Here is a 13,600-nt window from a genome sequence, read left to right as displayed (position 1 = left end):
CGGCACCCGCCGAGGCACGGGCACCGTCGAGGCATACGGGGCCGAGCCGCCCGGGGGTGCCCCGTGCCGCCCGTCCCCGCACAGGGAAAGGCACCCGCCGCTCATGAACGTCCGTCGCCGCAGCGCCGTGGCGCTGGCCGCCATAGCCGTGGTCGGCGCCGCCGCCGTTCCCGCGGTGGCCGCCGACCCGTCCCCGTCCCCGTCCCCGTCCCTCCCGCAGGGGCTGTTCGGCACCGCCGATCCGACCTACGACGGGGTCTGGCGCCAGTCCCTCGCGCTGCTCGCGCAGGACTCCCAGGGCCTCACCCCGGCGCCGTCGGCCGTGGACTGGCTCACCGGGCAGCAGTGCGCGGACGGCGCCTTCGCGCCCTACCGCGCCGATCCGGCCGCCGACTGCACCGCCAAGACCCCGGTCGACACCAACAGCACGGCCGCCGCCGTCCAGGCCCTCGCCGCGCTCGGCGGCCACCGCGACGCCGTGACCTCCGCCGTGACCTGGCTGAAGACCGTACAGAACGAGGACGGCGGCTGGGGCTACTCCCCCGGCGGCGCCAGCGACGCCAACTCGACCTCCGTCGTCATCGGCGCGCTCACCGCCACCGGCGGCGATCCCGCGAAGGTCGTCAAGAACGGCCAGTCGTCCTACGACGCGCTGCTCACCTTCGCCCTCCCCTGCGCCAAGGGCGACGGCGCCTTCGCCTTCCAGCCGGACAAGGACGGCAAGCTCACCGCCAACGCGGACGCCACCGCCGCCGGGGTGCTCGGCGCGCTCGGCAAGGGCCTGACCGCCGAGGCCGGCGAGGCGGCGGGCGTCGCCGAGTGCGCCGCCGCCGACAGCCCGGAGCAGGCCGCCGCGAACGGAGCCGCCTACCTCGCCGACGCCGTCGCGAAGGACGGGCACCTGACGTCCGCGCTCGCCGGGTCCGAGGACCAGCCGGACTACGGCAACACCGCCGACGCCGTGCTCGCGCTGGCCGCGCAGGGCGGCGCCGAGCGGGCCGCGAAGCCGCTGGCCTGGCTGGAGAAGAACGCCGGCGACTGGGCGAAGCAGAGCGGTCCGGCCGGCTACGCCCAGCTGATCCTGGCCGCGCGCGCGGCGGGCGCCGACCCGGCCGACTTCGGCGGCACCGACCTGGTCGCGGCGCTGAACGCGACCGGGCCGAACCCCGAGAAGCAGGACACCGAGGCGGACAAGAAGCCGGCAGCGGAGAGCAACTCCCCCTTCGGCACCTGGTGGTACGTCGGCGTCTTCGCGGTCGTCGGCGTCGGCATCGGCTTCCTGATCACCAACCGGAAACGGCAGCCGTGATCCGCCGGGCCGCCCTGCCGGCCCTGGCCGCGCTGCTGCTGCTCGTCGTCGGCGCGGGGCCGGCACAGGCCGCCGGGTACCGGTACTGGTCGTTCTGGGACCGCGCCGGCGACCGGTGGACGTACGCCACCCAGGGTCCGTCCACCGCCCGCCCCGACGACGGCGACGTGCAGGGGTTCCGGTTCGCGGTGAGCGAGGACTCGGGGGACGCGGAGCAGCCGCGCGGTACGGCGGACTTCGCGACGATCTGCGCCAAGACGCCCGCGCGGGAGGGCCACAAGCGGGTGGCGCTGGTGCTGGACTTCGGTACCGCCGCCGACGCGCCGTCCGGCGAGACCCCGCCCGAGCGCCGCACGGCCTGCGCCCGGGTCGACGACGCGGCGACGGCGGCGGACGCCCTGGCCGCCGTAGCGAAGCCACTGCGCTACGACACCAACGCGCTGCTGTGCGCCATCGCGGGGTACCCGCGGGCGGGCTGCGGGGAAGCGGTCGCGGACCAGAAGCCGGACGGGAAGTCGGACGAGAAGTCGGACGAGAAGTCGGACGAGAAGTCGGACGGGAAGTCGGACGGGAAGTCGGACGGGAAGTCTGACAGCGAGCCGGCCGCCGACCGGCCCTCGGAGGACAGCGGCCCGTCGGTCGGGCTGATCGCCGGCGGCGCCCTGGTGGCGGTGCTCGGCGCGGCGGCGGTGTGGCAGGCGAGGCGGCGCCGGAATGGGGCGTGAGGACGGCGCCACGCATCCCGGTGCCTGGTGGCTGTGGGCGCTCGGTCTCGGTACCGCCGCCACCCGCACCACCAACCCGTTGCTGCTCGGCCTGCTGCTGGCCGTCTCCGGGTACGTGGTGACGGCCCGCCGCCCGCGCGCCCCCTGGGCCCGCTCCTACGGCGCCTTCGTCAGACTCGCGCTGGCCGTGCTGCTCGTCCGGCTGCTCTTCACCGTCGCCCTGGGCTCCCCGATCCCCGGCGCGCACGTCCTCGTCACGCTCCCCGAAGTGCCGCTGCCCGACTGGGCGCAGGGCATCCGGCTGGGCGGCCGGGTCACCGCCGAGGCACTCGTCTTCGCCCTGTACGACGGTCTGAAACTGGCCACCCTTCTCGTCTGCGTCGGCGCCGCCAACGCCCTGGCCAACCCGTCCCGGCTGCTCAAGTCGCTGCCCGGCGCGCTGTACGAGGCGGGCGTCGCCGTGGTCGTCGCGCTCACCTTCGCCCCGCACCTGATCGCGGACGTCCAGCGGCTGCGCGCCGCCCGCCGGCTGCGCGGCCGTCCGGACCGGGGCGTACGGGGTCTGCTGCACGTCGGCCTGCCGGTGCTGGAGGGTGCGCTGGAGCGGTCCGTCGCGCTGGCCGCCGCGATGGACTCCCGGGGGTACGGCCGTACCGCCCGCGTCCCGGTCGCCGTCCGCCGGGTGACCGCCGCGCTGACGCTGGGCGGGCTGGTCGGGGTCTGCGCGGGGACGTACGGGCTGCTGACCGCGGCGGGCGGCACGTACGGGGTGCCGGTGCTGGTGGCGGGGCTGGCCGCCGCGCTGGGCGGGCTGTGGCTGGGGGGCCGCCGGTCGGTGCGGACCCGGTACCGCCCGGACCGCTGGGACCTGCGGGCCTGGCTGGTCGCCGGGTCGGGCGCGGCGGTCGCGGGCGGCATGGCGCTGGCCGCCGCCCGGGACCCGGCGGCGCTGCACCCGGGCGTGGTCCCGCTCACCGTCCCCGTCCTGCCGCTCTGGCCGGCCGCGGCCTGTCTGCTCGGCCTGCTGCCCGCCTTCGTCACCCCCGCGCCACGCCGAGTCGAGGAATCCTCGTGATCCGCTTCGAGAACGTCTCCGTGACCTACGACGGGCTGGCCGAACCGACCGTGCGCGGCGTGCACTTCGAGATCCCGGAGGGCGAACTGGCGCTGCTCGCCGGTCCGTCCGGCGTCGGCAAGTCCACCGTGCTGGGCGCGGTCGGCGGGCTGGTCCCGCACTTCACCGGCGGCACCCTGCGCGGCCGGGTCACGGTGGCCGGCCGCGACACCCGCACCCACAAGCCGCGCGAACTGGCCGACGTGGTCGGCACGGTCGGCCAGGACCCGCTGTCCCACTTCGTCACGGACACGGTGGAGGACGAACTCGCCTACGGCATGGAGTCGTTGGGCCTGCCTCCGGCGGTGATGCGCCGCCGGGTGGAGGAGACCCTCGACCTGCTGGGCCTGGCCGCGCTGCGCCGCCGCCCGATCGCCACCCTCTCCGGCGGCCAGCAGCAGCGCGTCGCGATCGGCTCCGTCCTCACCGCGCACCCCTCGGTCCTGGTCCTGGACGAGCCCACCTCCGCGCTGGACCCGGCCGCCGCCGAGGAGGTCCTCGCGGTGCTGCAACGCCTCGTGCACGACCTCGGCACCACGGTCCTGCTGGCCGAGCACCGCCTGGAGCGGGTCGTCCAGTACGCCGACCTGGTCGTGCTGCTGCCCGCGCCGGGCGCCCCGCCGGTGCTCGGCACCCCGGCCGAGGTGATGGCCGTCTCCCCGGTGTTCCCGCCGGTGGTGGAGCTGGGCCGGCTGGCGGGCTGGGCGCCGTTGCCACTGACGGTCCGCGACGCCCGCCGCCGGGCCGCCCCGCTGCGGGACCGGCTGGCCGGCCTCCCGACTCCGGCGCCCGTCCCGTCGACCGCCGCCCTCCCGTCCCCACGCCCGGCCTCCCGATGGCGCCGCAAGCCCACCGCCCAGGCCACCCCCTACGCCGCCGAGCTCCGCGACCTCACCGTCCGCCGGGGCGGTAGCACCGCCCTGCGCGCCGTCGATCTCACCGTCTTCCCCGGCGAGACCATCGCCCTGATGGGCCGCAACGGGGCCGGCAAGTCCACGCTGCTGGGCGCGCTGGTCGGCCTGGTGCAGCCGAGCGCCGGGACGGTCCGCACCGGGGGCGCGGTGCCGCACCGCACCGCCCCGCGCGAACTGGTCCGCCGGGTCGGCCTGGTCCCGCAGGAACCCCGCGACCTGCTGTACGCCGACACGGTGGCCGCCGAGTGCCGGGCCGCCGACCGGGACGCGGACGCGCCGCCCGGTACCTGCCGGGCGCTGTTGTCCGACCTGCTGCCCGGCGTGGCGGACGACACCCACCCCCGCGACCTCTCCGAGGGCCAGCGCCTCACCCTCGCCCTGGCCGTCGTCCTGACCGCCCGCCCGCCGCTGCTCCTCCTCGACGAGCCGACCCGCGGCCTGGACTACGCCGCCAAGTCCCGCCTGGTGGCCATGCTCCGGGTGCTGACCGCCGAGGGCCACGCGATCGTGCTGGCCACCCACGACGTGGAACTCGCCGCCGAACTGGCCCACCGGGTGGTCCTGCTGGCCGAGGGCGAGGTGATCGCGGACGGCCCGACGACGGACGTGGCGGTCTCCTCCCCGTCCTTCGCCCCGCAGGTCGCCAAGGTGCTGGCGCCGCAGCCGTGGCTGACGGTCGCGCAGGTCAGAAGGGCCCTGGCATGACCCGCGCCGTCGTCCGTCTCGGTCCACGTTCCGTCGCCGCGCTGCTGCTGGTCAGCGCGGTGGGCCTGGCCGCCATCGGCTGGCCCTTCGTCGCCCCGCCCGAGGCGGCGGTCAACGCCCATGCGCAGGACGCGCCGTGGCTGTTCGCGGGCGTCCTGGTGCTGCTGGTGGCGGTGGTCGCGGCGACCATCTCGGAGTCCGGGCTCGGCCCGAAGGCGGTCGCGATGCTCGGCGTCCTGGCGGCGACGGGCGCGGCACTGCGCCCGCTGGGCGCCGGAACCGCCGGTCTGGAGCCGATGTTCTTCCTGATGGTGCTCAGCGGCCGGGTCCTCGGTCCCGGGTTCGGGTTCGTCCTCGGCTCGGTGACGATGTTCGCCTCCGCGCTGCTCACCGGCGGGGTCGGCCCGTGGCTGCCGTTCCAGATGCTGTCGATGGGCTGGTTCACGATGGGCGCGGGCCTGCTGCCGTTCCCCGACCGCCTGCGCGGCCGTACGGAGTTGCTGCTGCTCGCCGGGTACGGCTTCCTGGCCGCGTTCGCCTACGGCGGGTTCATGAACGCGGCCGGCTGGCCCTTCCTGAACCCGGACGGCTCGGACATCGCCCCCGACCCGGACGCCGGCCTCGCCGGCAACCTGGCCCGCTTCACGGCGTACTGCCTGGCCACGTCCCTGGGCTGGGACACCGGCCGGGCGCTGATGACGGTGGTCCTGACGCTGGCCCTCGGGGCGCCGGTGCTGAAGGCGCTGCGCCGGGCCACCCGCCGGGCGGCGTTCGAGACCCCGGTGACCTTCGACTGAGCGGCCGGGAGACGGCCGGGAGACGGCCGGCTGTCGGACCCTGCCGCTAGGGTCCCCGCCATGGGATTTGATGTTACCTACGCCGACTTCTCTGTCGATCCGGCTCCGCTGGCGAACGCCGCCGTCAGCTACGACGGGGCCCGGTTCGCCGGGTCGCACGTGGCGGTGGGCGCGGGCGGGACCGTGACGCTGGACTTCGAGGTGGAGGACCCGCAGGACGTCCCGCAGGCGACGCTCACCATCACCGCCCTCGTCTCCAAGCTCGGCTCCCGCCTCGGCCACGCCCCCATGGACGTACTCCTCCAGGGCGAGCCGCTGGTCACGGACCTCACCGTGCCCGGCGGCGGCGACCTGCCGCAGGACAACGTCCTCGCCGTACCCGGGCATCTGCTGAAGCCCGGCACCAACACCCTGGAGATACGCTCCTCGGCCAAGGCCGCCAGCATGCTCTGGCTGTACCGGATCACCCTGGACCCGGTCTGGGAGCGCGGCCGTTCGGAGCGGGCCCGCACGGCGGCGGCGGCCCGCGACTCGGTCTTCGCCTACCGTACGGAACTCCGCCCCGCCCACTCCCCCGCCGCCCCCTGGCAGGCGGCCCCGCGACTGCTCTTCCACGTCGACCGGGGCGAGCACTCCCTGCCCGCGCAGCTCGGCTGGCGGACGGCGGACGGCGCCGAGGCCGCCCTCAGCTTCCAGTCGAACATGTCCGACTTCCACGGCTGCTACCGGATACCGGACGGGACGACGTACGAGTACCGGGGGCGCCTGAGCGACCGCCGGCCGTTCTCGGACGACGTCCAGAACCTCTCGGCGGCCACCCTGCACCGCTTCCGCACGGAGGAGGGCTGGGGCGGCCGCTGGCACACCTCCGGCGAACTCCGGCTGCTGGTCGACGACGGCGCGGCGCCCGTCGAGCGGGTGACCTGGCGCGATCAGCGGGGCAACTCCGGGGTGGCGGTGCTGCACGCCGCGTCCCACGAGGCCGAGGTGACGGCCGTCGAGGCGAGCGACGAGTTCGAGGAGGCGGAGGAGTGGGCCGACAACCTCCTGGCGGACCAGCGTTCCAAGTGGCTGGCCGGTGGAGACACCGCCTGGCTGGACTTCACCCTCGCCCGTCCCACCGCCATCGGGTCGTACTCCCTGATGTCGGCGAACGACTGCCCCGACCGCGACCCCCGTGACTGGACCCTGTACGGCTCCCGCGACGGCGACACCTGGCTGCCGCTGGACACCCGCGGCGGCGAGACGTTCACCGGACGCTTCGAGACCAGGGAGTTCCACCTCCGGGCCAGTGCCCCGGCCTGCCGGCACTACCGTCTCGACATCACCCGCAACGCCGGCGGGACCGAGACCCAGCTCGCCCGGGTCCGCTTCGCCGAGGCGGCCGCCGGGCCGGTGTTCACCGGCTACTACCAGCGGTACAACGAGGGTCCCATCGGCTACCGCGGCACACCGGCCGCCCCCTCCGCCGCCGCCCTGCCCGCGGCTCCCCGCATCGCCGCGGAGCTGGAAACCGCCGTCGCGAGCCTGGCCGAGACCGCCCAGACCCTCGCCGCGCTGGCCGCGAACCTGCGCAAGCACTGACCTCCGGGCCGGTCAGCCGGAGTCGCACTCGAACCACACCGTCTTGCCCTCCCCCGGCCCCGGCGCCACCCCCCACTTGTCGGCCACCGCCTCAAGCAGCATCAGCCCCCGCCCGCCCTCCGCGTCGTCCGCCACGCACGTGGCCCGCACGGGGTAGCGGGGGCACCCGTCCGCCACCTCCACCCGCACGCCGCCGGTCCGCCGTGCCAGCAGCACCGTGCAGCGGCGGTCCGGGACATGCCGTACGACGTTGGCGAGCAGCTCGGTGACGCCGAGTTCGACGGTGTCGCTCAGCGCGGGCATGTCCCACTCCGTCAGATACGAGCGGACGATCCGCCGCACAAGCCGGGCCGCGTGCGCGCCGACGGTGAGGCGCAGTGTGTACACCTGGGCAAAGTCATCGTTCACGGCACAAGCGTGGCGTTCGGCGACTACGGTGGGCTACCGATCGGATACAGCCGGTCCCCGTGTGGACCGAGTTGCGCGAAGGGGGCTCTGCGTGACCCACATCAACGTCCTCGACCCGGGCGCATCGCCGCTCGACTACTACGGCTACGAGTTGCGCCGCTACCGGGAGGCCGCCGGCCTGACCCAGAAACAACTCGGCGCGATCGTCAACTACACCGGCTCACTGATCGGCCAGATCGAGACGGCCAGGAAACTGCCAACGGTTGATTTCAGCGAGCGGGTGGACGCGGCGCTGGGCACGGACGGGTTGCTGTCCCGCCTGGTCGTGCTTGTGCTGCGCAGCCAACTCCCGTCGTGGTTCCAGCAGGTGGCCGAGCTGGAGGCGCGGGCCGTCGAGCTTTGTGCCTTTCAGACGCACATGGTCCACGGTCTCCTCCAGACCGATGCCTACGTCCGGGCCGTGCTCGGCGCGTTCGACCCCACCGACCTCGACGACCGCACCGCCGTCCGGCTCGCTCGCCAGCGCATCTTCAAGAAGGCACAGCCTCCGGTCTTCTGGACGGTGGTCAGCGAGGCCGCGCTGCACCTGGAGATCGGCGATCGGGAGACGATGCGCGGCCAACTGGCGCACCTGTTGGTGTTCGAGCACGATCCCCGGATCAACGTCCAGGTGCTGCCGTTCTCGGCGGGCGCGCACGCGGGACTCCAAGGCTCATTCAACCTCTACCGCTTCGTGGACGACCCAACCATCCTCTACACGGAGGGATATGGCAGCGGGCATCCAACCGCCAATCCGGACACCGTCAAGGACGGTTCACTCCGTTACGATCATCTCCGAGCCGCCGCGCTCTCCATCAAGGACTCGGCGGAACTGATCCGCCGGGTAATGGAGGAACGCTATGCCGTCGAGGATCGAGTGGCGTAAGTCCAGCTTCAGCGGCGACCAGGGCGGCGAATGCGTGGAGTGCGCGCCGCTCGGGCCGCTCGCCTGGCGCAAGTCGTCGTACAGCGGTGACCAGGGCGGCGACTGCGTCGAATGCGCGCCGCTCGGGCCGCTCGCCTGGCGCAAGTCGTCGTACAGCAGCGACCAGGGCGGCAACTGCGTAGAGGTCGCCGAAGTCACCGCCGCCATAGCCGTCCGGGACTCCAAGGCACCGGCGAAGCCCGCGCTGCACCTGTCCCCCGCCGCCTTCGCCGCATTCCTCGGCTGGGCGTCGGCCACGGTCTGACCACCGCGTTTCATCCCGACCTCGGTGGATACAGTGCGTTGATGCAGAACCTACGCAAGCAGATCGTGACGGAACTCGGCGTCCAGCCGACCATCGTGCCCGCCGACGAGATCCAGCGCCGGGTCGGTTTCCTCAAGGACTACCTGCGGTCGACCCCCGCCAAGGGGTTCGTCCTCGGGATCAGCGGCGGGCAGGACAGCACGCTGACCGGGAAGCTGTGCCAGCTCGCCGCCGAGGAGCTGCGCGCCGAGGGGCACGACGCCACCTTCGTCGCGGTGCGGCTGCCCTACGGGGTGCAGGCCGACGAGGACGACGCCCGGATCGCGCTGGACTTCATCCGGCCCGACCGGTCGGTCGCCGTCAACGTCAAGCCGGGCGCGGACGCCGTCGCCGGGGAGGCGGGGGCCGCCCTCCGGGAGCTGACCGGCGAGGACCGGCTGCGGGACTTCGTGCGCGGCAACCTCAAGGCCCGCGAGCGGATGGTGATCCAGTACGCGGTCGCCGGGCAGCTCGGGCTGCTCGTCGTCGGCACCGACCACGCGGCCGAGGCGGTGACCGGCTTCTTCACCAAGTACGGCGACGGCGGCGTCGACCTGACCCCGCTCACCGGCCTCACCAAGCGGCAGGGCGCCGCCCTGCTGAAGGAGCTGGGCGCACCGGCCTCCACCTGGCAGAAGGTGCCGACGGCCGACCTGGAGGACGACCGGCCCGCGCTGCCCGACGAGGAGGCGCTCGGGCTGAAGTACGCCGAGATCGACGCCTACCTGGAGGGCGCGGAGGTCACGCCCGAGGTGGCGGCGAAGGTGGAGTCGGTGTATCTCGCGACCCGGCACAAGCGGACCGTGCCGGTCACGCCGCTCGACGACTGGTGGCGCTGACCGGCACCCTGCTCAGCTCGGGGCGGGGTCCTTCGCCGCCTCCCGCTCGGGGACCGTCGCGGCGGCGGTGACCGTCTGGGCCCGCGGGCCCTGGAACAGGTACGTCAGGCCGAAACCGGCGGCCACCACCGCCGCGCCGCCGACCGCGTCCAGCACCCAGTGGTTGCCGGTCGCCACGATCGCGGACACCGTGAACAGGGGGTGGAGGAGGCCGAGCGCCTTCATCCACCGCTTCGGCGCGATGATCGCGATCGCCAGGCCGCACCACAGCGACCAGCCGAAGTGCAGCGACGGCATCGCCGCGTACTGGTTGGTCAGCGAGGTCAGCGTGCCGTAGTCGGGCCGGGTGAAGTCCTGTACGCCGTGCACCGTGTCGATGATGCCGAGGGCCGGCATCAGGCGCGGCGGGGCCAGCGGGTACAGCCAGAACCCGACCAGGGCGAGCAGTGTGGCGAAGCCGAGCGAGGCACGGGCCCAGCGGTAGTCGACCGGGCGGCGCCAGTACAGGACGCCGAGGACGGTCAGCGGGACGAAGAAGTGGAACGACTCGTAGTAGAAGTCGAAGAAGCCGCGCAGCCAGTCGACCTTCACGACGGCGTGATTGACCGCGTGCTCGATGTCGATGTGCAGGAAGCGCTCGATGTCGTGGATCTGGTGGCCGTGCTCCTCGGCGCGCACCCGGCCGCCCTGGATGGTGCCGCCGGTCGCCGCGAGCCGGACCTTGGAGTAGGCGGCGTAGGTGACCCGGATGAGGAGCAGTTCCAGGAGCAGGTTCGGGCGGGTGAGGACGCGGCGCAGGAACGGGAGGAGGGGGACGTGCTGGAAGCGGGTGGGGACGGGGGCCGCGTGCTCGGTGGGGACCGGGGTGTGGAAGTAGGGGGAGGTGCGGGAGAGGAACGGTACGGCGGTGGCGGCGGCGACGGCCGCGAGCAGCACCACGTTGTCGCGCAGCGGGTAGAGGGCCGCCATGTTCGGCAGCATCATCTTCGCCGGGAGGGTCATCACCAGGACGACGGCGACCGGCCAGACGTAGCGGTCCGAGGCGCGTTTGCCGACCCGGCCGACGACCGCGAGCAGCACCCACAGGAGCTGGTGCTGCCAGGTGGTGGGTGAGATGGCGACGGCCGCGCAGCCGGTGATGGCGACCGCGAGGAGAAGCTGGCCGTCGTGGGCGTAGCGCACGGCGCGGCGCAGGCCGAGGACGGCGACGACGGCGCCGAGGGCGACGAAGAGGGCGATCTCCAGCGGGCCGTTCAGACCGAGCCGCAGCAGGGCGCCGTGCAGGGACTGGTTGGCGAGGTCGTCGGCGGCGCCGCCGAGGCCGACGCCGGCCATGTGGTGCACCCAGTAGGTGTAGGAGTCGTGGGCCATCGCCGCCCAGGCGAGCGCGGTGCACACGGCGAAGGTGACCGCGGTGGTGCCGGCGGCGCGGCGGCGGCCGGTGAACCACAGCAGCGGTACGAACAGCAGCACGGTCGGCTGGAAGGCGGCGGCGACGCCGATGAGCAGGCCGCCGGCCCGTTCACCGCGGACGGCCAGGCAGCCGAGGAGGACGAGCAGCACCGGGACGATGCTGGTCTGGCCGAGCCAGAGGGTGTTGCGGACCGGGAGGGACAGCATCAGCAGGCTGACCGCGACCGGCGCGGCCAGCAGCGCGGTGCGGCGGCCGACGGGCCGGGGCAGGGCGCGGGCGGCGACCAGGCCGAGCGCCACCACCAGCAGCAGGGTGCCGAAGGTCCAGCCCCAGCCGAGGGCCTGTTCGGCGGCGCGGGTGAGCGGCTTGAGGACCAGTCCGGCGAAGGGGGTGCCGGTGAATCTGGTCGAGTCGTACAGGGACCCCTCGACGTGCAGGACCCCGTGCGGGCCCACCCAGGTCTCCAGGTCGGTCAGGCGCTCGCCGCGCGGGGTGGAGAGCACCACCGCGAGCTGTCGTACGGCGAGGACGGCGGCGACCAGCCACAGTCCCGCGCGTGCCAGGTGCAGGCGTGCTCTGGTGGCTCCGGCGGCTGTCGCCCCGAAGACCTCCGCCCCTCGCCCACCGTGTTCCGCATTCGCCACGCCGCGTCGGCCTCCCGCCCCGTTCGTCCCACGCGTCCCGCGCATGGGTTCCTTTGCGAACCTTATGAGGCTCGCACCACCCCCGGAGAGAGACGCAGGCAACCCCGTCTTCACCTGACGGCCGCTCTCCTTTTGTCCTGTCTTTTGTCCGGATGACGATAGTGCGGTCGCGGTTCGGCCGCTTCCCCGGGGAGCGAGAAGGATCACAGCGGGGGGTGGGCGGGAGCCGGCGGTGGCCGGAAGACGTCCCTGCGTGGCGGTGGTTTCGGTGCGGTGTGCAGTGCTTTGGACGCGGTGTGTGATCAGGACATCGCCGCCTATGGTCGCTTTTCGGCCCGGCGACAGCGCCGCCGTGCGGGTCGTGTCCTGTTCCCGTCGAAAGGTAGGCGAGCGAAGTCTTGTCGGCTGCCACCGCTGCCCCTGTCTCTTCCTCCCGCACACCGGCGCCCGCGCGTGCTGCCACGGTGACCGATCCCGCGCTGGTACGGCGTGCCGTGCGGGCGGCGGCGCTCGGCAACGCGATGGAGTGGTTCGACTTCGGCGTCTACAGCTACCTCGCGGTGACGCTGGGCAAGGTCTTCTTCCCGTCGGGGAACCCGACCGCGCAGCTGCTGTCGACGTTCGGCGCGTTCGCGGCGGCGTTCCTGGTGCGGCCGCTGGGCGGCCTGGTGTTCGGGCCGCTGGGCGACCGGGTGGGGCGGCAGAAGATCCTCGCGCTGACGATGATCCTGATGGCGGCGGGCACGTTCGCGATCGGGCTGATCCCGTCGTACGGGTCGATCGGGGCGTGGGCGCCGGTGCTGCTGCTGGTGGCACGGCTGGTGCAGGGGTTCTCGACCGGGGGTGAGTACGCGGGGGCGTCCACGTTCATCGCGGAGTACGCGCCGGACAGGCGGCGCGGGTTCCTCGGGAGCTGGCTGGAGTTCGGGACGCTGGCGGGGTACATCGGCGGGGCCGGGCTGGTGACCCTGATGACCGCGCTGATGTCGGACGGCGACCTGACCTCCTGGGGCTGGCGGATTCCGTTCCTGATCGCGGGGCCGATGGGGATCGTCGGGCTGTTCCTGCGGATGCGGCTGGAGGAGACGCCGGCGTTCATGGCGGAGGTCGAGAAGGCGGAGGCGGAACGGCCGAAGGTGCCGCTGCGGGAGATGGTCACCGGGCAGTGGCAGGCGCTGCTGCTGTGCGTCGGGCTGGTGCTGGTCTTCAACGTCACCGACTACATGCTGCTGTCGTACATGCCGAGCTACTTGACGAGCGAGCTGGCGTACGACGAGACGCACGGGCTGCTGGTGGTGCTGGCGGTGATGGCGCTGATGATGATCGTCCAGCCGTTCGCGGGGGCGCTGACCGACCGGGTGGGGCGCCGCCCGGTCATCGCGGCGGGCTGCGCGGGTTTCCTGCTGCTGTCCGTCCCGGCGCTGCTGCTGATCCGCGAGGGCAGTCTGGCGGCGGTGGGGCTGGGCATGGCCGCGCTGGGGCTGCTGCTGGTGTGCTTCACGGCGGCGATGCCGTCCGCGCTGCCGGCGCTGTTCCCGACGCGGGTGCGGTACGGGTCGCTGTCCATCGGCTTCAACATCTCGGTGTCCCTGTTCGGCGGGACGACGCCGCTGGTGGTGACGGCGCTGATCGGGGCGACCGGGGATTTGATGATGCCCGCGTACTACATGATGGCGGCGGCTGTGGTGGGTGGCGTGGCGGTGTGGTTCATGACGGAATCGGCGGGGCGTCCGCTGCCGGGGTCCGGACCGTCCGTGGAACGGTGACGATGCCTGCGGCGGCCTGCGCGGGTGGGGTGGGGGTGCGCGTAGCGCCCACGGTTTGGTGGTGGGTCGGGGCCGGGGTGGGGGGTGTCCGTCCTCGGAACGGCGCGGAATCG

The 13,600-nt window shown here is 73.6% G+C and carries 12 protein-coding genes; 10 read left to right on the top strand and 2 right to left on the bottom strand.

Going from position 1 to position 13,600, the window contains the following annotated elements:
• Positions 1-103: 103 nt before the first annotated feature.
• From ACTT8P_RS28960 to ACTT8P_RS28935, 6 genes are read left to right on the top strand one after another with little or no spacing between them, the layout of a single operon-like run.
• Positions 104-1,309 (top strand): prenyltransferase/squalene oxidase repeat-containing protein, encoded by a 1,206-nt coding sequence (locus ACTT8P_RS28960; protein ID WP_442834721.1) that lies wholly within the window; start codon positions 104-106, stop codon positions 1,307-1,309.
• Positions 1,306-2,034, top strand: coding sequence for an SCO2322 family protein (locus ACTT8P_RS28955; RefSeq protein ID WP_442834720.1), 729 nt, complete (start codon positions 1,306-1,308; stop codon positions 2,032-2,034). Before ACTT8P_RS28960 ends, ACTT8P_RS28955 begins: the two co-directional genes overlap by 4 nt.
• On the top strand, positions 2,024-3,109 hold the full coding sequence (locus ACTT8P_RS28950; protein ID WP_442834719.1) for a CbiQ family ECF transporter T component: 1,086 nt from the start codon (positions 2,024-2,026) through the stop codon (positions 3,107-3,109). Before ACTT8P_RS28955 ends, ACTT8P_RS28950 begins: the two co-directional genes overlap by 11 nt.
• Entirely contained in the window at positions 3,106-4,767 is a 1,662-nt protein-coding gene (locus ACTT8P_RS28945) for an ABC transporter ATP-binding protein (RefSeq protein WP_442834718.1), read from the top strand. The genes ACTT8P_RS28950 and ACTT8P_RS28945 overlap by 4 nt, the downstream gene beginning before the upstream one ends.
• Positions 4,764-5,564, top strand: coding sequence for an ECF transporter S component (locus ACTT8P_RS28940; RefSeq protein WP_442834717.1), 801 nt, complete (start codon positions 4,764-4,766; stop codon positions 5,562-5,564). Before ACTT8P_RS28945 ends, ACTT8P_RS28940 begins: the two co-directional genes overlap by 4 nt.
• Positions 5,565-5,624: 60 nt before the next feature.
• A complete protein-coding gene (locus tag ACTT8P_RS28935) occupies positions 5,625-7,148 on the top strand; it encodes a discoidin domain-containing protein (protein ID WP_442834716.1) in 1,524 nt (507 codons plus the stop codon).
• Between the two features lie 12 nt (positions 7,149-7,160).
• Here the strand turns inward: ACTT8P_RS28935 and ACTT8P_RS28930 are convergent, their stop codons facing one another.
• Positions 7,161-7,556 carry an ATP-binding protein gene (locus ACTT8P_RS28930; protein WP_442834715.1) on the bottom strand — a complete coding sequence of 132 codons (396 nt, stop codon included), beginning with the start codon at positions 7,554-7,556 and terminating at the stop codon, positions 7,161-7,163.
• A gap of 91 nt (positions 7,557-7,647) precedes the next feature.
• On the opposite strand from ACTT8P_RS28930, the gene ACTT8P_RS28925 reads away from it, so the two are divergent.
• From ACTT8P_RS28925 to nadE, 3 genes are read left to right on the top strand one after another with little or no spacing between them, the layout of a single operon-like run.
• On the top strand, positions 7,648-8,481 hold the full coding sequence (locus ACTT8P_RS28925) for a helix-turn-helix domain-containing protein (RefSeq protein ID WP_442834714.1): 834 nt from the start codon (positions 7,648-7,650) through the stop codon (positions 8,479-8,481).
• Entirely contained in the window at positions 8,456-8,785 is a 330-nt protein-coding gene (locus tag ACTT8P_RS28920) for a DUF397 domain-containing protein (protein WP_442834713.1), read from the top strand. Before ACTT8P_RS28925 ends, ACTT8P_RS28920 begins: the two co-directional genes overlap by 26 nt.
• Positions 8,786-8,826: 41 nt before the next feature.
• Positions 8,827-9,663 (top strand): ammonia-dependent NAD(+) synthetase, encoded by an 837-nt coding sequence (gene nadE, locus ACTT8P_RS28915; protein WP_442834712.1) that lies wholly within the window; start codon positions 8,827-8,829, stop codon positions 9,661-9,663.
• 12 nt (positions 9,664-9,675) lie between these two features.
• Here the strand turns inward: nadE and ACTT8P_RS28910 are convergent, their stop codons facing one another.
• The gene (locus tag ACTT8P_RS28910; protein WP_442834711.1) at positions 9,676-11,721 is read right to left on the bottom strand and encodes a bifunctional glycosyltransferase 87/phosphatase PAP2 family protein; all 2,046 of its coding nucleotides are present in this window, start codon (positions 11,719-11,721) and stop codon (positions 9,676-9,678) included.
• Positions 11,722-12,119: 398 nt separating this feature from the next.
• On the opposite strand from ACTT8P_RS28910, the gene proP reads away from it, so the two are divergent.
• Positions 12,120-13,487: a glycine betaine/L-proline transporter ProP gene (gene proP / locus ACTT8P_RS28905; protein WP_442834710.1), complete on the top strand. Its 1,368-nt coding sequence runs from the start codon at positions 12,120-12,122 to the stop codon at positions 13,485-13,487.
• Positions 13,488-13,600 lie beyond the last annotated feature (113 nt).

Origin of the sequence: Streptomyces sp. JW3 (genome assembly GCF_052216785.1) — a bacterium.
GTDB lineage: Bacteria > Actinomycetota > Actinomycetes > Streptomycetales > Streptomycetaceae > Streptomyces.
The sequence above is the reverse complement of the archived record's forward strand: the minus strand, read 5'-3'. Positions and strand labels throughout refer to the sequence as shown.

Coding starts and splice junctions, on each gene's coding strand:
- ACTT8P_RS28920 (WP_442834713.1), top strand. CDS start 8,456: ATGCCGTCGAGGATCGAGTGGCGTAAGTCCAGCTTCAGCGGCGACCAG.
- ACTT8P_RS28950 (WP_442834719.1), top strand. CDS start 2,024: ATGGGGCGTGAGGACGGCGCCACGCATCCCGGTGCCTGGTGGCTGTGG.
- ACTT8P_RS28960 (WP_442834721.1), top strand. CDS start 104: ATGAACGTCCGTCGCCGCAGCGCCGTGGCGCTGGCCGCCATAGCCGTG.
- ACTT8P_RS28935 (WP_442834716.1), top strand. CDS start 5,625: ATGGGATTTGATGTTACCTACGCCGACTTCTCTGTCGATCCGGCTCCG.
- ACTT8P_RS28940 (WP_442834717.1), top strand. CDS start 4,764: ATGACCCGCGCCGTCGTCCGTCTCGGTCCACGTTCCGTCGCCGCGCTG.
- nadE (WP_442834712.1), top strand. CDS start 8,827: ATGCAGAACCTACGCAAGCAGATCGTGACGGAACTCGGCGTCCAGCCG.